Here is a 20,273-nt window from a genome sequence, read left to right on the forward strand (position 1 = left end):
CTTAGTTCCCCTCACCTGTTTGCGTTTCATTATATTCAGCAACTGCCTGAACTTCTGGATGCGCTTGAGGAGCCCATGCCACTGGACGGTCAGTATCTAACTCAAAGTTAGAAATTGCGTCTTTAACTAAACGTGCATCCACTTCACCTTCGTCAGCTAATTTTTTCAAAGTAGCAACAACGATATGTGCAGCATCAACACCAAAGAAACTACGTAAGTTAGCACGTGTATCTGAACGACCGTATCCATCTGTACCTAATGCAACAAATGGGCGACCATCTGGAAGATAAGCACGGATTTGTTCGCTGTAAGCACGCATATGGTCTGTTGCTGAAACAACGATACCTTCTGTACCACGTAACTGTTTAGATACCCAAGATTCTTTCACTTCTTCAGAAAGTGGGTGTAAACGGTTATATTCTTCACATGCCATACCATCACGTGACAACTCATTGAAGCTTGTTACACTCCAAACGTTTGAGTGGATTTGATATTCATCACGTAAGATTTTCGCAGCTTTGATTACTTCACGAAGAATTACACCTGAACCAAGTAATTGGACAGTTGCTTTTTCATCTTTTTCGAATAAGTACATACCACGTTTAATGCCTTCCTCAGCGCCTTCAGGCATTGCAGGATGCTCGTAGTTTTCGTTCATTACAGTTAAGTAGTAGAACACACGCTCTTGGTTCACATACATACGTTGTAAACCATCGTGTACGATTACAGCTAATTCATAACCAAAACATGGATCATAAGATACACAGTTTGGAATAGTGTTCGCCAAGATATGTGAATGACCATCTTGGTGCTGTAGACCTTCACCATTCAACGTTGTACGACCAGCTGTTGCACCTAACAAGAAACCTTGAGCTTGTGCATCGCCCGCAGCCCATGCAATATCACCAATACGTTGGAAACCGAACATTGAGTAGTACATGTACATCGGAATCATTGGTAAGTTATTCGTTGAATAACTTGTTGCCAACGCAGCCCATGCACTCATTGCACCAGCTTCGTTAATCCCTTCTTGAAGCATGTGACCGTCACTTGCTTCACGGTAATGCATTAACTGTTCTTGGTCTTCTGGAGTATATTTTTGGCCGTGAGCGGCATAGATACCGAGCTGACGGAACATACCTTCCAGACCAAAAGTACGTGCTTCATCTGGAACGATTGGTACTACGCGGTCTTTAATCGCTTTTTCTTTGAGTAAAGAAGCAATTAAACGAACCATCACCATAGTGGTAGATTGTTCTTTACCACCTGAACCATTTAATACAGCATCAAATACAGATAATTCAGGAATCGCTAGAATTTCACTCTCTTTACGACGTGCAGGCAGGTAACCACCTAACGCTTCACGACGCGCCTTCATATACTTCATTTCTGGCGAGTTTTCACTCGGGCGGTAGAATGGAAGCTCTTCTAACTTATCGTCTGTAAATGGAAGATTGAAACGGTCACGTACATATTTCAAAGAGTCGATCTGCATTTTTTTGATTTGGTGAGTTTTGTTCACCGCTTCAATTTCTTCAGACAAACCGTAACCTTTAACAGTTTTCGCAAGAATAACTGTTGGTTGACCTTTAGCTTTCATTGCTTCTGCATATGCAGCAAACACTTTGTAAGGGTCGTGACCACCACGGTTAAGATTATCGATGTCTTCATCGCTTAAATCTTTTACAAGTTCCGCAGCTTCTGGGTACTTGCCAAAGAATTTTTCACGTGTGTATGCACCACCTTTTACTTGATAGCGTTGGTATTCACCATCAACTGTCTCTTCCATTACCGCTTTTAAAGCGCCTGTGCTGTCTTTTGCAAGTAGTGGATCCCAATGACGGCCCCATACCACTTTAATAACACGCCAGCCCGCACCACGGAATAAAGATTCTAGTTCTTGAATGATTTTACCGTTACCACGTACAGGACCATCTAAACGCTGTAAGTTACAGTTAACAACCCAAATCAAGTTATCAAGCTTTTCACGACCAGCAAGTGAAATAGCACCAGTACTTTCTGGCTCATCCATCTCGCCATCGCCAAGATAAGCCCAAACTTTACGATCTTCTTCTTTGATCAAGCCGCGGTTCATCAAATATTTTTGAATGTGCGCTTGATAAATTGACATGATTGGACCAAGACCCATTGATACGGTTGGGAATTGCCAATAGTCAGGCATTAAATATGGATGTGGATAGCTTGGTAAACCGTTACCGCCAACTTCACGACGGAAATTACTTAACTGCTCTTCAGTTAAACGTCCTTCAAGGAATGAACGTGCATAAATACCAGGAGCACAGTGCCCTTGGTAATAAATCATATCTCCGCCAAAGCTATTGCTGTTTGCGCGGAAGAAATGGTTAAAACCTACGTCATATAATGTTGCACTTGATGCGAAGCTCGCCAAGTGTCCACCTAAATCATCACCTGTTTTATTCGCGCGAAGTACCATTGCTAAGGCATTCCAACGAATCAATGCACGAATACGGCGTTCCATATCTTGGTCGCCTGGCATTGCAGGTTGTTCTTCAACAGAAATTGTATTTAAGTAAGGTGTATTGAGACGTTGAATTGGAACATGCTTAGCAATTGCTTGTTGGTAAAGTTTTTCCAACAAGAATGCCGCTCGTTCAGTTCCCATATGTTGTAAAACTGAATCGAATGCATCTTGCCATTCTTGGGTTTCTTGTGCGTCGGAGTCACCGTAAAACGCCATAATTCACCTGTTCCTTGTTCTCTAATCTACTTTGTATTTTTACCACGTTTTACCCCTTTCAAGTTATTGCCTCGGGTGAATGTGAGGGGGTCCTATTATTTTCTGAATGAATAGTCATTGACCGAGCAGTAAACAAAATAACAAAAAAACGCCAATAATGGCGTTTTTTTATACAATCTTTGCGTTAAAAAAGGTTTAGCTTAGTTTTAGATTCATAAATTTAATAACCTTACTTTTTTAACTATGCTTTTATGGAAGCATCGCCAAGTAAGTCGTTGGGTTTTTACGTTGACCGTCTTTTACTACTTCATAATGCAAATGTGGACCAGTACAGCGACCTGTACACCCTACATTAGCAATATGTTCACCTGCAGAGACTTGGTCGCCTACACGCACCATTAGACGTGAAGCATGAGCATAACGCGTTAAATAACCATTGCCGTGGTTAATTTCAACATATTGACCATAGCCAGTGCCCCAGCCAGATTTAGTTACAATACCTGGGCCTGTAGCATAGATTGGCGTACCACTCGGAGCAGCCATATCTAATCCGCCATGATGTTCTGCACGACCACCCATAGTGCGGCCACCAAAGTTTGAAGAAACTCGTACAGTATCAGGAAGAGGGTGAGAAACTAACCAAGAGTAAGGATTTGAAGAAGAGGCATTAAAAGAATTTTTTGCGGTTGTGTTACCGTACTTCTTTGCGAGCGACTCATTGTTGAGTTCAACTGTTTTTTGGCGTAAGGTCACTGAAACTTTCGCACTCGCCGGAAGATCTAAATCATCGGGATGAGTATATGAACCTTGAGATAATGTTTTTGATAGCTGTTCCAATCGATCTGAGTCAGTAGATTGGTTAATTGTTTGATAATCTGCAAAAGCAACTGATGCTGCCGAAGCGGCAAGTGAAAACGCTAATAAAATACGACGCGTGTGCATAAAAACCTCTTGAAACTGTTCTTACTCAAGTTCCTTATGATCTCTTCCTTGATATCGATTGAAATGAACGCTTAAGATTAAGACAAGAATCCATCCGAGAATGACCATGTCTAAACCCGATAACGTTTTTCAACAAACCGGAAAACACATAAAAACAGGAAACCTTACGTTTCTAACAACGCAAGTCGCGCAATGGCAAAGACTTACGAAAATTATCCAACCCTTATTGCCCCAACCGGAACAATGGCAGGTCGTGTGTTATCAAAATGGCTCTTTAATCATTACTGGTGAAAATCAAGCAATGATTAGTCAACTCAGCTATTTACAGAACCAATATGTATCTAAATTATCTCAGCTTGAAGGGTTAAAAGACTTACAACGAATTCAGGTCCGATTGAGAAATAAAAATATTCCAAATGTACCCTCATCTGAGCCATCTAAACCCATTCCCCCGGAAACACAAGAAATGTTACGTAGTGCAGCCGACTTCGTGAGCGACCCTAAGCTTAGCCAAGCTTTACTACGTTTGGCAAGCAATAAAAAATGACGAGCTTTCTATTTCTTAATTAGAATCATTATTATTATGTGATTATAATCACACTTTTAAATGTTACATTATAACATAGCCAAGTAAAGACAAGGACTTATGTCACGCTCACATATGGAATTGGACATTGACTCTCGTCATCAAATGTTACAATTTCATAATTACTCGGATCACTTTGAACATTGCGTAACAACTGATTATTTAAAGCATGTCCTGATTTATAGCCATCAAACTTGGCAATAATTTGATGACCAAGCAAATACAAATCACCAACTGCATCTAAAATCTTATGTCTAACAAATTCATCGGCGAAACGTAAGCCTTCTTCGTTGACGACCCCTGTATCATCTACACCAATTGCATTATCTAAGCTTGCGCCTAGTGCTAAATTGTTTGCCTTCAGGTAGTCCAAATCTTTCATGAAACCAAAAGTACGTGCTTCACTGACTTCATAAACAAACGTTTCAGTCGAAAAATCGATAGTCGCAGATTGATATTCTTTAGCAAATGCCGGATGGTCAAAATCAATCGTGAAATTTAATTGAAAACCATTGTGAGGGCTAAAAATTGCTTTCTTATCATCGATGAGTGCTTCAACTGGTTTTAATATTCTTATGAATTTTTTCGGTGCATCCAGTTCACGCAATCCACCTTGCATTAAGAGGTAAATAAATGGACCAGCACTACCATCCATAATTGGAACTTCAGAAGCAGATACCTCAACAATCAGGTTATCAATTCCTAAACCTGCAATCGCACTCATTACATGCTCAATTGTGCCTACTTTTATATCTCCGGTTACCAAGTTGGAGCACATAAAAGCTTCTTGGATGAGCAATGCATTAGCAGGGATATCGACTGGCGGATCCAAATCGATACGGCGAAATACAATACCCCCATCCACGGTATGTGGAATGAAATTGATCATCACTTTTTGACCGCTATGAAGACCTATTCCACTCGCTTTTACCACACGATTGAGAGTACGTTGTTTCACCATGCTTTGTAACTTCTTTTTTAAAACCGCTATACGTTAGCATATTTAGTCATTGATCAAAAATAAAAAAAGGCAGTGTTTAAACACTGCCTTTCATTAAATCTAACGATTATTTACTTACGTTGCTGATTTTTCAAGTAATCTTGAATACTCATTGGAGAAGAACGCGGAGTAGAACTTGCTGTGCTACTGACTTCATTATCAGCGTTTTGACGCTTATTGATTGCAGGAACATCATCTTCATCAACAGATTGAGCTGATTGAGACGATGCATGGCTTACCGTATTACGTTTTCTCGGTTCAGCATCTGCTGCATTACGAGTTAAACCAGTTGCAATCACTGTTACGCGTAATTCATCACGTGCATCTGGATCAAATACTGTACCGTAGAAGATTTCACCTTCATCAAGGTCAACAATCTGGTTCACAACATCAGTAATGATTTCAGTCTCACGTAACGTAATGTCATCACCACCCGTAATATTAATTAACACGCCTTTGGCATTAATAATATTTACGTTATCAAGTAATGGACTACGGATCGCTTGTTCAGCAGCTTGACGCGCACGATCTTCACCACGACCTAAACCAGCACCCATCATTGCGTAACCGCGAGTACTCATTGCAGTTTTCAAATCGGCGAAGTCAAGGTTAATGTGACCACGGTTAACCACCAGGTCAAAGATACTACGTACAGCGTTTAACAACACGTCATCAGCTTTTTTATAAGCATCTTTCATTGAAATATCACCATATACGCTTAATAAGCGTTGATTAGGGATAATAATCAATGAATCAACATGTGCTTCAAGTGCTTCAATACCACGCTCAGCAGACTTTAAACGGCGACGGCCTTCAAAGTTAAATGGAGTTGTAACTACACCAACAGTCAAAATACCCATTTCTTTGGCAACTTCAGCCACAACAGGCGCTGCGCCAGTACCCGTACCACCACCCATACCAGCGGTAACGAAAACCATATCGGTACCTTCAAGGTGGTGACGAATGATTTCACGGCTTTCTTCTGCTGCAACTTGCCCTACTTCAGGGTTAGCACCAGCACCTAGACCACGTGTACTTTGCTCGCCTAACTGAATTTTGAAAGGTGCATTCATACAGTCCAGTGCTTGTTTGTCTGTATTGGCACAAACGAATTTAACACCTTGAATATCAGACTGCACCATATGTTGAACGGCATTACCGCCACCACCACCTACACCAAATACAGTGAAACGGGCTTGACCGTTGCCATCGTTTAGTTCATCTTCTATAAATTCAAATGAGGCCATGACCTTTAGGGTTCCTAATACATTATGGCAGTCACTTCAGCCCGTATACTGCCTTGATTTTCAAAAATAACTAATTTTAAGAATGCTGTGCAATACCAACCTTGTCAAGTACAGCGGTTTTCTCTTACAACTTCCTAACAATTCTACCAATAAATACATACATCCTAAAAAATGGCTTTTAATTTGCTATTAAACGCATTCCAGCCATTTACCATTCGTTCCCATACCGAACGGTCATTTGCCTCTTCAGGCTCTTCAACAGCATCTTGCAACTCACTTTGGCTAAACATGAGCAAACCAGCTGCTGTTGCATACATAGAACGACGTAAGGCTGCTTGATGTTGATCATCAGCATAAACCTGTAACGGCGGATTACCCAAATGTGCAGATACACCCAACATACGACGAGCTAAACTCACCATACCTTCTATTTGACAAGCATCCCCTGTCAATACTACACCATGGTATAAACCATGAATTGCACCGCTTTGTTCGAGTTCATCGCGAATCTGGCTAAAGATCTCTTCATAACGGGCAATAATAATTTCTGACAACTCAATCCGGCTAATTGTTTGAGGGCCATCAATTCCTTCTACCTGAATCATGTGATCTGGCTTAACAGCACTTAAATCGACACAACCATGCAGAATTTTAATTCTTTCGGCTTCTTCTGTCGTGGTTTGCAATACAGCAGCAATATCACGTGTAACGTGTTCACCACCACGCTGCAACGTACGCGCTAGAGCCAAACGGCCATCTAGATAAACAGCAAGATTGGTAATGCCTGCACCAATATCAACTAGACAAACACCATACTCTTTTTCATCTTTCAGTAAGCTTGCCTCAGCGGTTGCCAGACAAGACACCACCATTTTTTCAACCCCGATATTTGCACCTTTCATGGCACGATCAAGGTTTTGCATAGTCGCTATAGGCATCATCATTAACTGATAATGTCCAGTCATACTATGGGCAGTCATATTAATTGGATTCTGCACCCATTCAGCAGAATCACCTAATTCAAAGCCTAACGGCACTGCACTTGCTAAATAGTAATCAGAAGTCACATGACTTGCTTTTGCCAATTCTAACGCGCGCACGACTTCATTTGTTGTAATCACATGTGCTGGATTAGATACTGGTGTGCGACCAGAGGCATAAAAACTTTGCAACTCGGTACTCGGAATAGATACCCATGCGCTATGAATGCGACATTCGGCCATATTTTCCGCTTCAGCAACAGCATTTTTAATCGCAGCAATGACTTTATCGAGGCTTACAATTTTTCCTTTATTCATGCCTCGATTGCGAGCAGTTGCCATACCGATAACTTGAATGTTATCCGGCGCATGAATTTTTCCAATCAAAACTGAAACTTTATGCGTCCCAATGTCAATCGCAACAACTGAGGGAACAGCTTCACTCATCACTCATACCATTTCTTTGTTGTTTAATACCAGGCAAATTGCCTATTTTAAAGCCACGTATTATGGCTTTGCTTTTGTTCCACCTGCAATGCTTGTGTCATCACTCGTTACAACAAACTGACCATTCACAATTTTAGGTGGTGTTGCGTTCTTCCATTGAATAGATAATCCATTACGATATCGTAAATCAATGGCTGAGATTTTCGACCACACCGGTTTTAAGTCAGATTGTGCCAGATGACTTAAACGTTGCAACTTATTCATTGTTTGATCTTGGTCAACAATAATGCGTAAACCAGAATCAAATTGCATAAACCAAGTCATTCGCTCAGTCAGATATAACTCTTTTAAGCGTAAATTAACAGGATGGAATAATTGATTAATTTCATTATAGCGTCGCATCATCATTTTTGACTGACTTACCGGCCCATGAAGCAACGGAAGTTCAGGATGATTCGTCGGCTCTGCCTCACTAAATACATCGCCACCATCACTTAGTAAGCGACCTGTTCCCCAACGAGCGATAGCATGGCGAGGCATAACACGGACACGAATACCATTGGGCCAAGCACGAGATACGACAACTCGGTCTACCCATGAAATTTCTAATGTTTTGTCACGAATCTGTTCTAAATCAGATGTGAAATAATTTGCTTTTATAATTGGAGCAACATGTTGCATCACTTGTTGCGTTTCAACCGAAGACGCCGAACCTACAACTTCTAGTTTTGCAACTGTTGCATCTGTAATAACTTTATATAGCCCATAAATTCCGACTGCCAGCACTACAAAAGCAATAACCAACAGCACCCATCCACCAGCATTCGCAAGCTTCTGCTTACGCGTAGGCGGTTTATCATGAATAGAGGTGATAGCCGCACGTTTACGGCGCATGGAAGCCGGAAGTTGTGCCATATTTAAGCCGTACCTTCCAATGTTTGCTCAAGAATTGCAACGCACAATTCATCAAAGCTATAACCAACAGCTTTAGCAGCTTTTGGAACTAAAGAGTGACTGGTCATACCTGGCACAGTATTTACCTCTAAAAGCCAGAAATTGCCTTGCTCATCCTGCATCGCATCAATACGACCCCAGCCTTCTGCACCAACGGCCTGAAAAGCACGTAAACACAATGCTTGTAGGTTTTTCTCTTCAGTCTCACTAAGACCACAAGGAATACCATACTCTACATCATTACGTTGATATTTCGCTTCATAGTCATAGAAAGCAACATCTGCTGGTGGTTGCAAACGAATGACAGGCAAAGGTTGTCCATTTAGGAATGAAATTGTGAACTCACGACCGGTGATCCATTTTTCTGCCATAACCACAGCATCGTGCTGAGTCGCCTTTTCAATTGCTGCAGCAAAGTCTTCTGCTTTCTCAACCTTACTCATGCCGACACTCGAGCCTTCATGTACAGGTTTGATAATGACAGGTAAGCCTAACTCAGCAATCACCGCATTTAAATCTGTTTCTTTAGTAATAATGCGATATGGCGCTGTAGGTAAATCGCTACCTTGCCAGATTTGCTTGGTTTTAACTTTATCCATGCCAATAGCAGAACCTTGCACACCTGTTCCTGTATAAGGCAGATTTAACCATTCAAGTACACCTTGAATCTGGCCATCTTCACCCCCGCGACCATGCAATACAATAAATGCACGATCATAATTTACAAGTTCAGTCACACTGCGGTCTTGTGGATCAAATGCTTCAGCCTGAACACCTGAACGTAACAAAGCGTCCAAAACTGCCTGACCACTATCCAAAGACACAGCACGCTCAGCCGATTTCCCACCAAATAACACGGCAACTTTGCCGAATTTTGTAGCATTTGACACGTTTAAATCCTTAACCCGATAATTCAATACTTTTTGTTTATTTCACATACAAATGGTGTTGCGCAAGTTCTACTGAAATTGCTCCCACGTTACCCGCACCTTGCGTTAATAACAAGTCATTTGGTTGTAACACATTTTGCATGATGTTTTGCAAATTACCTTCTACCGGATCAACCAAAATCGGTTCTACTTGTCCGCGTAAACGAATACTACGCGCTAAAGTACGGCTGTCTGCACCCACAATAGGCTTTTCACCAGCAGGGTAAACTTCCAACAATAATAATTGATCGACTTGAGAGAGCACTTCAATGAAGTCATCAAAACAATCGCGGGTACGAGAATAACGATGTGGTTGGAACAACATAACCAAACGACGGTCTGGATGACTTTGGCGAGCAGCTTTAATAGTTGCTTCTACTTCTTTTGGATGATGTCCGTAGTCATCAACTAACTTAACGTTGCCATCAGCAAGTTCAAATTCACCTTGCACTTGGAAGCGGCGGCCAACACCACTAAATCCTTCTAATGCACGGCTAATTGCATCATCAGAAACACCTTCATCTGTGGCAACACCAATTGCTGCCAAGGCATTTAAAACATTATGTAAGCCTGGTTGATTAATTGTTAAACGCAATGGTTCACGACCTTTACGCAACACAGTGAAGTGCGATTGCATACCATCTTGTTCAATATCAACTGCACGAATGTCATTATCTTCATTAAAGCCATAAGTAATGACCGGACGGCCTACACGCGGCAGAATTTCACGAATGTTCGCATCATCACCACAAACTACAGCCAAACCATAAAATGGTAAGTTATGAAGGAACTGTACAAACGTATCTTTTAATTTATCAAAGCTACCTTCATAGGTATCCATATGGTCAGCATCGATATTGGTTACAATCGCGGCCATTGGTTGCAAATAAAGGAAAGATGCATCTGATTCATCAGCTTCAGCCACGATGAAACGACTTTCACCTAACGCCGCATTTACGCCTGTACTGTTAAGTAAGCCACCAATAACATAAGTTGGATCAAGGTTTTCTTCCGCCAACATCGTCGTCAAAAGACTTGTAGTTGTAGTTTTACCATGTGTACCAGCCACAGCAATACCGTGACGGTAACGCATAAGCTCACCTAGCATTTCTGCACGACGTACAATTGGAATACGCTGTTCAATTGCAGCTTTAATTTCCGGATTTTCCGGATCAATTGCTGTAGAAACTACAAGCACATTGGCATTTTTAATATTTTCCGGTTGATGGCCAATATAAACTTTGATGCCATTTTTCTCTAATTGTTCTGTAGTTTTAGACGCCTTAATGTCCGAACCGGAAATTTTATAGCCTTGGTTACCCAAAACCTCTGCAATGCCACACATCCCAGCGCCACCGATCCCCACAAAATGAATGTGTTTAATACGGCGCATTTCAGGCACTTTAATCAGTTTTTTTGCTTGGTTCGCAGCTGTTGATGGAGACATAGTAAATCCGATTACATTTTTTGGATAAGATCAACCACATGCTGAGTCGCATTTGGTTGGGCATGTTGACGCGCTTTCACTGCCATTTCAGTAAGTAATTGGCGGTTCATCAGCGAAGTAAACAATTCATTTAAAACATCTGGCGTCATGGTCGATTGCTGGCAAATTTTCGCAGCACCGACATCCGCCAGAAATTTGGCATTTGCAGTTTGATGGTCATCAACTGCTATAGGGAGTGGTACAAAAACTGCGGCCACACCTGCTGTTGCAACTTCTGTTACGGTGAGTGCTCCAGCTCGGCAAATAATTAAATCCGCTTCACTATAAGCTTTTGCCATATCTTCAATAAACGGCAAAACGTGTACAGTTAAATTAGCTGGTGCATCTGCATAAAGTGCTTGAGTTGCCTCAACTTGTTGCTGACCACACTGGTGAAAAATATTGAGTGGAACTTGTAATTGTTTTAATGCTGGCGGTAAGCGTTCATTGAGTGCTTTGGCACCTAAAGAACCACCAACAATTAGAATATTTAGAGGCTGTCCTGCTTGCGCACGCTCATCATAACGCCACTTTGGGCTTAAAATATCTGTGATTTCATGACGTACAGGATTTCCTGTTGTAACGACTTTTCCACCAGCAGGAAAGGTATTTGGAAATGCTTCACATACGACTTTAGCAACGCGAGACAACTGCCCATTGGTAAAACCAGCAACTGCATTTTGTTCGTGAATAAGTACAGGAATACCTAACAAACGTGCGGCCAAACCACCCGGCCCCGCAACATAACCGCCAAAGCCTGCAACTGCATCAACTTTAAGCTGTTTCATATAACGCATTGCGCTTAAAGTGGCTTTTAAAATTTTAAAAGGTGCAGCAATTTTACGGACTAATCCGTTGCCACGAACACCTTGAATATCAATTTGATATATTGGAATATTTTGATCTTTTAATAATCGGTTTTCCATACCTGTTGGCGTGGCTAACCATGAAACCTGACAACCTTGTTGTTGAAGTTTTTTGGCTACGGCGAGGGCTGGAAAAACATGTCCACCTGTACCGGCAGCCATCATCATGACATGTTTAGGTTTGCTTTGCTGTGAATCGGTCACGGTCTAATTCTTCAACTCAAAAAACAATGGAAATTGTCATCTATTTTTGTAGCCGTTTATTTTAATCCTAAAGCTTCATTAACGAAAAGCTAATTTCACTCGTTTATAACAGAAAGATGTGCTTTTTTGAAAATATGCCTACAAAGCGCTAGCGTATTTCATATTGTGATTTTATTAATTCATATATTTTCGGGTGATTTCCAATAATAAGCTTAGAAAACCACCCGAACTAGACCCTTATGCTGGACGACCGGCTTCTAATACATCAAATAGGTCATCGGCAATTGATGTACCAAATTGCGCATCAATTTCACGAATACAGGTTGGACTTGTCACATTAATTTCAGTGACATAATTACCAATTACATCAAGACCTACAAATACCAAACCTTTTTCACGTAAGAAAGGGCCAACTTTAGCAGCAATGAGTTTGTCATTTTCTGTGAGTGGACGCGCTTGACCTAAGCCACCAGCTGCCAAGTTACCGCGTACTTCACCATTTTGCGGAATACGTGCCAGACAGTAAGGAATAGGCTCGCCATTTACCATTAAAATTCGTTTATCCCCTTCTACAATTTCAGGAATATAACGCTGAGCCATAATTGGACGGGTGCCTAATTCTGTAAGCATTTCTAAGGTAGAACCAATATTTACACCGTCTTGGTATAAACGGAAAATACCCATACCACCCATACCATCAAGTGGCTTAACGATCACATCACCGTGCTCGGTAATAAATTCGCGAATCAAACTCTGCTGCGATGTTACAAGTGTTGGCACTTGTAATTCAGGAAATTGCGTAGCAAACAATTTTTCATTGCAGTCACGCAGTGATTGGGGCTTATTAATAATCCATGAACCTTCACGTTCAGCTTGTTCAAGCACGTAAGTTGTGTAGACAAAGTTCATGTCAAAAGGCGGATCTTTACGCATGAGGACAACATCATAAGCCGCGATTGATTCTTTTTTCTTTTCGCCTAACTCATAATAATGGTTGTAATCTTCGAAAACTTTTAACGGAGAGATGAGACCGTAAGCCTTACCTTGATCGATATATAAATCTTGTTGTAATGCATAACCTAACTCATGTCCACGACGGCTCGCCGCCCACAACATTGCCATGGTTGAATCCTTTTTCAGATTTACGGTTTCAATCGGATCCATGACGACAAGTACACGCATGCTCAAGCTCTTCTTAAAATTTAAATTAGCATGAGTATAGCTGAGATTTTTCACTCGTTTTTCTTAATTTTAGTAAAACCTTATCGGTTATTTCTTTATCTTGAATTAAGGTAAATTCAGTTAAACTACTCCCATAAAATATTATTTTTAAAGGCTAAAGATGAAACTTTATCGCTATTTAACTGGACCTGATGACTCTGCTTTTTGTGCAAGAGTGACTAAAGCACTGAATCATGGTTGGGAATTATATGAAGCGCCAACCATGACCTTTAATGGAACGCATGTCATTGTGGGACAAGCAATTTGCAAAACAATTGATGAAAATTATGATCCAGAAATGGATATTTTAGATGTTCTCAAAAATAACACGTAATTCCAGAAGGGTGCTTTTAATCGATGAAAAGCCCCCCTTTAAAACCCAATTAACAAGAAAAACTAATGAGTCAACTCATACAATTCGTTTAATTTGCTAATTAACTTATTAAAAATCAGTTATTAAAAAATAAATATGTCATTTTTTAAGATAATAGTTCTTTAATTCTAAACAATTAAATGATTATAATTATCATTTATACTTTTATTTTTGTTAATTGATTTTATTTTTATGTTAAGAATTTCTATACCATCTCCCCAAATGAAGCGTCTTTTCCCGCTGAGCTTACTCAGTTTAATGATCTTGAATATTCAAGGTGCCTACGCAGAGGAAGCGACTGATTCAGCGGCAAAAGTTGCAGCAACCATGCCTACCATAAAAATTGAGGCCATGAGTGAACTCGACCCAATTAAAAGTTATATCGACTATGACAAAGCCAATGTCACACGCAACGGTTTAGACAAAAAAGATATTCCTCAAACCGTCGATACGATTGATGTTCAGAAATATAAAATTTATGGATCAAATGATTTAAGCGTTATGCTGCAAGGCACCCCAGGGGTATCAACCAGTTATGATATGCGCGGTGATGGGATCACGATTCGTGGTTTTGGAGCTGATACAGGTGATATTTACCGTGATGGTATACGTGAAAGCGGACAAGTACGTCGTAGTACAGCAAATATCGAACGTATTGAAATTTTAAAAGGCCCCGCCTCTGTTTTATATGGCCGTAGTGCTGGCGGCGGGGTTGTGAATATGGTGAGTAAATTCGCCAATTTTGACTCTAAAAGTTCAGTTGGTGCGTACGCTGGTTCATATGATAACTACGGAACAACGGCTGACATCAACCAAGTACTTAATGACAATCTAGCAGTACGTTTAACTGGAGAATATGGCGAGTCAGGCAGCTTCCGTTCTGGCATTGAAAATAAAATTGAAATGTTTTCACCAAGTTTTACTTATAAAAATGATGATGGAACACTCACTTGGACCACACAATACACCTATGACAAATTAGGTCGTGTACCTGATCGCGGACCATCACGTGACATTCTGCCTGCAGGGACTTCAATTAAAATGGGATTTGCCCAAGACGGCGATTATGTTGATGATATTTTGCAAGTTGTCCGCACCGATGTGAATTATCAATATGCGCCTGATTGGAACTTTCACTGGGCAGCAAGTTACCGACAAGCAGAACAGAACTTTGACCACTTTTATTTTGGAACTTATTGTGGTTTAGATGGTAAAAACTCAAAGAATGAGTCTTGTACTAAAAAAGGTTACGTCGACCAAATTTACTACTGGCAACAAACCAGCAATAAGACCACCACCAATACCTTTGATATTAAGGGCAAGTTCAAAACAGGCTCGCTTGAACACCAAATTATGGTGAGTACAGACTGGACTTATGAGCAACGAGAGCCACGTCTAGCCAATAAAACTCAAAATGGGTCAGCCATTTATGGTTACGTTAATCCAATCACTGGTGAACGAGAGTACAGTCGTGGCAATGGCCCATTAGAAATTAGTCAGCATAACTATAATGAAGGCACAACTTACGGCGTATTTATTCAAGATTTAATTGGTCTAAATGACCAACTTAAACTGATGATGGGCATCCGCTACGATTACTTTGACTTTTCAACTACTAACAAAATTAAGAATGAACATCGTAATGTAAAAGATGGCAGCTTTAGCCCAAATGTGGGTTTTGTATGGCAACCGCTTCTGGAACATAGCTTTTATACCTCTTACTCTAAGAGCTTTGCACCATTTGGCGGGCAAATGGGTGTTAACCAAGTTACTGGAAGCACTGATGTCACAAAAATGGATAAAGAGCCTCAATATAACGAGCAATATGAAGTCGGGGTAAAAAGCGAATGGTTAGATAGTCGTTTAAATACTCAATTTTCTGTCTTTGATATTCGTAAAAATAATATTCGCTATAAACCAAATCCTAATGACCAACCAGATGTGTGGGCAACTGCTGGACAACATCAATCTCGTGGTCTTGAATTTAGCTTTATTGGTCGCGTACTTGATAATGTCTTTGTCCGTGGTGGTTATGGCTACACAGATGCAAAAGTAAAAGAAGATAAACAAAAACCTGAACAAGAAGGCAACTATTTAGCCAACACATCTAAAAACACGGGTAATTTATTTGTTCGCTATTTACCAACTGAACAGTGGTATACCGAAGTGGGTGTGACCTATGTGGGCTCTTATTATCCAAATATTAATAATCAGGTAAAAATGGAAGGCTTTAACCGTGTCGATGCGGCGATTGGCTATAGTGCAGATCCGTGGAATGTCACACTTGCGGTGAATAATCTAACCAATAAAGAGTACTGGCGTTCAGACAGCATGCCAGGCACACCACGTAATGTGTTATTGCGTTTGAATTATCAGTTCTAAAAAAAATATTAAAAAGGCATACCCCTATTAGAGGTATGCCTTTTTATTAATGCTATACATTTGTACGATCTTAAGGCTGACGAAGTCCATAAAGATCGATTTTCCAAAGAAGATTTTGGGTTGTAGCAACAAATAGGATTGATTCAACTACTGCCAGACCAGCAGAGTAGTTACAATGATGAATATATATCCAAGCAGTACTTTCACTAATATAGTCAGAATTTGTACGTAACAAGCGATTATCTGTAGTCGACGCGAATAGGATATCTCCATAAGCAGCCATTGCATTGACAGTTGCATCCTGTGTAAACGTCGTCATTACTGTCCATGACGGCGATGTTCTCGTTGCTGGTGCCCTCCATAATGCTCCTAGACTATCAATTGCATAAAGCATCCCGCCCGTAGCAGCTAATGCCTTGGTTCCACCAGTCGGACCAGTCCCTATTGAAGTCCAGAAGTGACCAACTTCTGAAGCAGGATACCACCAAAGTTGATTATCGGTTGTAACACAATAAAGCGTATCTCCAAGAGCAGCCATGGCGGTGACATAATTCGCCTCACTAATGTCACGCCAAGCTATATCTGCACCAACAGGATAACGTTGTGCAAGCCTATTCTGTGCAGTTGCCGCGAAAAGTTTGCCTTCCAATGCTGTAAGTGCTTGGCAATCATTTGCATATCCAATATTCTCCCAATCCCAAGCTATACGCTGTTTAAGACGAGAAAACACGTTACGTGTAATAGTAGCTACAACAGAATCACTTCCCAAAACAGATATCCAGTCCGTTGTTGCAACATTAAAAACAGTACCATTACGAGAAAATATACTCATTGTCGCCCGCCCTGGTTTACCATTCCATGAACGCAGATCTGCCGAAGCAAGCACTGTCGTTGTAAGTGGTGTATTTTCATCCCCTGTAACACGCGGATAACCCTCAATTTCTTCTACATAAGCTGCAGCATCAGCCTCATAAGTCATGAAAGCTGATGTTGTGGTTGCAGATGAAACACCATTGAATACCCAATGGCTCGGAAACCTGAGCGTATATGCTGTTGCTGCTCCACCATAAGCCCCATCAGTAAAACCAGTACCAAGGAACGAGTTCTGTGGCCGGTTCAATGGAGGCTCTGCCCATGCTACGGTCGTATCATAAGCATTTTGGTTAGGGTCACTACCAGCAAATTTATAAAAAACAACCATGCGGTTCCCTTGTTCTAACCTCACAGCTCGATAACAAGTGTTCCCAGAGAGTATGATCATGTTCCCGCCGTTAGCAACGAACTGTTCCGTTTGGTCCCGCATTGCTCTTGTCCAGTACTCATCATGTCCTGCAATGATAAGACACTCATAATTCATAAGTAAATTTGAAATACTATGTAAGTCCACACTCGAGCAATATTCAATCGCTATTCCTTCAGTTTCGAGCCAGTGAATAAGAATGGACTCAGGTCCATCACTTGATGGAGTACCACCAGATCGATCAAACGAAACTTTACTCGCCCGAGTTCCCGCGCCCCCACTGTTAAAATCATATAAACTTTTGCCACCTGCTGGATTATAGGCGGTTGGTGTCAGAAAAGAGACTTGTAAAAGTACCTTAGAAACAGCCGCTGGAGTGGCTGGTCGAATTACAAAAGTAAGTACATCCTGTCCAGAATAAGCTAGACGATATAGTCCAGAAGGCCAAGTTGAAGGGATGTTAAAAGTTGTTGAAACTGGCCATCCAAATCCTTCCCATGGATTTACCGTAGGCAGTGATCGATTAGAAAGAGTTGTAGAGATTGTTGATGATATTGAAGTTGTTCCTATACGCTCTATGGTTAAATTAGTTACCCCAGGTGAATCAGTACTGAGATAAAAACTTATTGAACTTCCAGGTACTACTGAAGTTGCTGATGAATATCCAAAAACTGCCATATCTCCACCTCGTATCCTTATGAAATGAAAAACTGGAAAATTTTTTACATCTTTTAACGCTTTTATCTATAAATGAGCTCATTTCAAGCATTCGTCAAGATCAATAACTTAGGTAAAATTTTTAAAAATAAAAATTATTAAATTTATTATTCATCATCAATTTAATATATTTTACCAAAAAGAAAAAATATGGCTTTTAAAGATGATTTTAAGTCTTAAATATAATTATTAATTTCATGTGAATTTTAAAATAAAAAAACAAAGAATAAAAAATACTATTTAGTAAAAAATCAAAGTATTATTTAATAATTTATAAGAGGAAAGAATATTTTATATAATTTTTAACTGTATTATTTATATGTTATTTAAGGAAAATTAATAACAAAAAAGGAAGCTTTATGCTTCCCCTTAAATTGTTAAAAATTAAATTCCGTACTTTTCACGATAAGATTGCATATTGGCTAAAGCTTCTTTTTCGTCTTTTCCATCTAAATAATCCATTAAGTCCTTCATAGTAATCAGTGCATGCACAGGGATTTCTAATTCTTTTTGAACTTCTTGAATTGCGGAAAGTTCACCTTGACCACGTTCTTGACGATCTAGCGCAACCAACACACCCGCAATAGTTGCACCAGCATTTTTCAAAATTGTTACCACTTCGCGAATCGCTGTACCTGCAGTGATCACGTCATCAATAATCCAGACTTTTTTACCTTCAACCGCAGCACCAACTAATACACCGCCTTCACCATGATCTTTTGCTTCTTTACGGTTAAAGCCCCATGGCACGCTCTTGTTATGTGTTTGCGACAAAGCAACAGCAGTCGCCGCTACAAATGGAATACCTTTATAAGCTGGTCCAAAAATCACATCAACATTTTCACATTGTGTTAATTTATCAGCATAGCCTTGCGCTAAAAGAGATAAAGCTTCACCATCGTTGAGTAGGCCTGCATTAAAAAAATAAGGACTCACGCGTCCAGATTTTAAAGTAAACTCACCAAATTTAAGCACACCGCGTGATAATGCGAGTTCGATAAATGCTTGCGGGTGAAATGACACAGGCGTTGTCATGAGGTGCTCCAAATTCACAATTGAGGTTAAATTTTCGCATGATACCAAAGGATCAGTATCCAAGTGATATAAAAATTCTTCGAGTCGTTTCCATTAACGTAAATGGCTTACGTTCTTCAGTAACGAAAGGCTTACTTGAATGGTTAGAACAATCAGATGCCGATGTCGTATGCATGCAGGAAAGCCGCATTACCCATGAACAATGGACTGAAAAATTTAGACCCGAAGGATGGCATACCCATCTCTTTCCAGCAGAGCGTGCAGGTTATGCGGGGACTGCGATATATAGCCGCTTACCCTTCGTCTCTGTTAAAGATGGGTTAGGGTTTGAGCTAGCTGACAGTCAAGGCCGCTTTATTTCCGCGGAATTCGATTTAGGTTTGTCACATCCGGTACATATTGCATCATTATACTTACCTTCGGGCTCAAGTGGTGAAGAAGCGCAAGCACGTAAAGATTTATTTTTAGGTGAATACGCAAAAATCTTGAAACAATGGCGTGATGAAAACAAGTCAGTCATCATTTGTGGTGATTACAACATTGTTCATAAACGCATTGATATCAAAAACTGGTCAGGTAACCAGAAATCATCTGGTTGTTTACCACATGAACGTGCTTGGCTTGATCATATCTATGATGAACTTGGCTATGTCGATACTTTCCGTGTAGTTCGCGCAGAAGCAGAACTTTATTCGTGGTGGTCAAATCGCGGTCAAGCTCGTGCAAAAAATGTAGGGTGGCGTATTGATTACCATGCATGCTCGCCAGACTGGAAAGCACGTACAATTAACGCATGGGTTTATAAAGATCAATGGTTTAGCGACCATGCACCCGTTATTATCGACTATAAAATTCAAGAATAAGTGAACACTCGTTCACTTACATTGTCGTTTTCGCTTACAGCATATGTCGTTTTTGAGTATTTTTCTTACACAGCTTTAACGG

At 40.4% G+C, this 20,273-nt stretch carries 16 protein-coding genes; 4 read left to right on the top strand and 12 right to left on the bottom strand.

Translation table 11 applies throughout. The annotated features are described in order from the left end of the window. Position 1: 1 nt before the first annotated feature. Positions 2–2,719, bottom strand: coding sequence for a pyruvate dehydrogenase (acetyl-transferring), homodimeric type (aceE, locus tag MKL33_RS16270; RefSeq protein ID WP_002121885.1), 2,718 nt, complete (start codon positions 2,717–2,719; stop codon positions 2–4). 249 nt (positions 2,720–2,968) lie between these two features. Next, the gene (locus MKL33_RS16275) at positions 2,969–3,661 is read right to left on the bottom strand and encodes a M23 family metallopeptidase (protein WP_130173098.1); all 693 of its coding nucleotides are present in this window, start codon (positions 3,659–3,661) and stop codon (positions 2,969–2,971) included. Between the two features lie 100 nt (positions 3,662–3,761). Between MKL33_RS16275 and MKL33_RS16280 the strand changes: the two genes are divergently transcribed. Continuing rightward, positions 3,762–4,208 carry a DciA family protein gene (locus tag MKL33_RS16280; protein WP_017387570.1) on the top strand — a complete coding sequence of 149 codons (447 nt, stop codon included), beginning with the start codon at positions 3,762–3,764 and terminating at the stop codon, positions 4,206–4,208. Positions 4,209–4,305: 97 nt separating this feature from the next. Here the strand turns inward: MKL33_RS16280 and lpxC are convergent, their stop codons facing one another. From lpxC to gshB, 8 genes are all read right to left on the bottom strand, one after another. Continuing rightward, positions 4,306–5,208: a UDP-3-O-acyl-N-acetylglucosamine deacetylase gene (lpxC, locus tag MKL33_RS16285; RefSeq protein ID WP_002121967.1), complete on the bottom strand. Its 903-nt coding sequence runs from the start codon at positions 5,206–5,208 to the stop codon at positions 4,306–4,308. 110 nt (positions 5,209–5,318) lie between these two features. Continuing rightward, positions 5,319–6,494, bottom strand: a complete 1,176-nt coding sequence (ftsZ, locus tag MKL33_RS16290) for a cell division protein FtsZ (protein WP_002121912.1) — start codon at positions 6,492–6,494, stop codon at positions 5,319–5,321. A 164-nt stretch (positions 6,495–6,658) separates the two neighbouring features. Further along, positions 6,659–7,921: a cell division protein FtsA gene (gene ftsA / locus MKL33_RS16295; RefSeq protein WP_002122057.1), complete on the bottom strand. Its 1,263-nt coding sequence runs from the start codon at positions 7,919–7,921 to the stop codon at positions 6,659–6,661. Between the two features lie 60 nt (positions 7,922–7,981). After that, positions 7,982–8,836: a cell division protein FtsQ/DivIB gene (locus MKL33_RS16300; RefSeq protein ID WP_002122049.1), complete on the bottom strand. Its 855-nt coding sequence runs from the start codon at positions 8,834–8,836 to the stop codon at positions 7,982–7,984. A gap of 2 nt (positions 8,837–8,838) precedes the next feature. Continuing rightward, a complete protein-coding gene (locus MKL33_RS16305) occupies positions 8,839–9,765 on the bottom strand; it encodes a D-alanine--D-alanine ligase (RefSeq protein WP_270907350.1) in 927 nt (308 codons plus the stop codon). Between the two features lie 37 nt (positions 9,766–9,802). Then, positions 9,803–11,251: a UDP-N-acetylmuramate--L-alanine ligase gene (gene murC / locus MKL33_RS16310; protein WP_057075488.1), complete on the bottom strand. Its 1,449-nt coding sequence runs from the start codon at positions 11,249–11,251 to the stop codon at positions 9,803–9,805. A gap of 11 nt (positions 11,252–11,262) precedes the next feature. After that, entirely contained in the window at positions 11,263–12,360 is a 1,098-nt protein-coding gene (gene murG, locus MKL33_RS16315; protein WP_270907351.1) for an undecaprenyldiphospho-muramoylpentapeptide beta-N-acetylglucosaminyltransferase, read from the bottom strand. Between the two features lie 237 nt (positions 12,361–12,597). Beyond that, on the bottom strand, positions 12,598–13,542 hold the full coding sequence (gene gshB / locus MKL33_RS16320) for a glutathione synthase (protein WP_001265491.1): 945 nt from the start codon (positions 13,540–13,542) through the stop codon (positions 12,598–12,600). A 160-nt stretch (positions 13,543–13,702) separates the two neighbouring features. Here gshB and MKL33_RS16325 point away from each other — a divergent pair, with 160 nt between their 5' ends. Both MKL33_RS16325 and MKL33_RS16330 read left to right on the top strand, forming a co-directional pair. Next, complete coding sequence (locus MKL33_RS16325; RefSeq protein ID WP_005066797.1) at positions 13,703–13,915, top strand: DUF1737 domain-containing protein; 213 nt, start codon at positions 13,703–13,705, stop codon at positions 13,913–13,915. Between the two features lie 231 nt (positions 13,916–14,146). Further along, positions 14,147–16,336, top strand: a complete 2,190-nt coding sequence (locus tag MKL33_RS16330; RefSeq protein WP_270907352.1) for a TonB-dependent receptor — start codon at positions 14,147–14,149, stop codon at positions 16,334–16,336. A 70-nt stretch (positions 16,337–16,406) separates the two neighbouring features. On the opposite strand, the gene MKL33_RS16335 is transcribed toward MKL33_RS16330, so the two are convergent. Together MKL33_RS16335 and pyrE are read right to left on the bottom strand one after the other, a co-directional pair. Continuing rightward, positions 16,407–18,254, bottom strand: a complete 1,848-nt coding sequence (locus MKL33_RS16335; RefSeq protein ID WP_270907353.1) for a N,N-dimethylformamidase beta subunit family domain-containing protein — start codon at positions 18,252–18,254, stop codon at positions 16,407–16,409. A 423-nt stretch (positions 18,255–18,677) separates the two neighbouring features. Further along, positions 18,678–19,328, bottom strand: a complete 651-nt coding sequence (pyrE, locus tag MKL33_RS16340; RefSeq protein WP_270907354.1) for an orotate phosphoribosyltransferase — start codon at positions 19,326–19,328, stop codon at positions 18,678–18,680. A gap of 38 nt (positions 19,329–19,366) precedes the next feature. Between pyrE and MKL33_RS16345 the strand changes: the two genes are divergently transcribed. After that, positions 19,367–20,191, top strand: coding sequence for an exodeoxyribonuclease III (locus tag MKL33_RS16345; protein WP_270907355.1), 825 nt, complete (start codon positions 19,367–19,369; stop codon positions 20,189–20,191). Positions 20,192–20,273: the final 82 nt, after the last annotated feature.

Origin of the sequence: Acinetobacter sp. AOR43_HL, from assembly GCF_027854635.1 — a bacterium.
In the GTDB taxonomy this organism is placed as follows: Bacteria; Pseudomonadota; Gammaproteobacteria; order Pseudomonadales; family Moraxellaceae; genus Acinetobacter; species Acinetobacter pittii.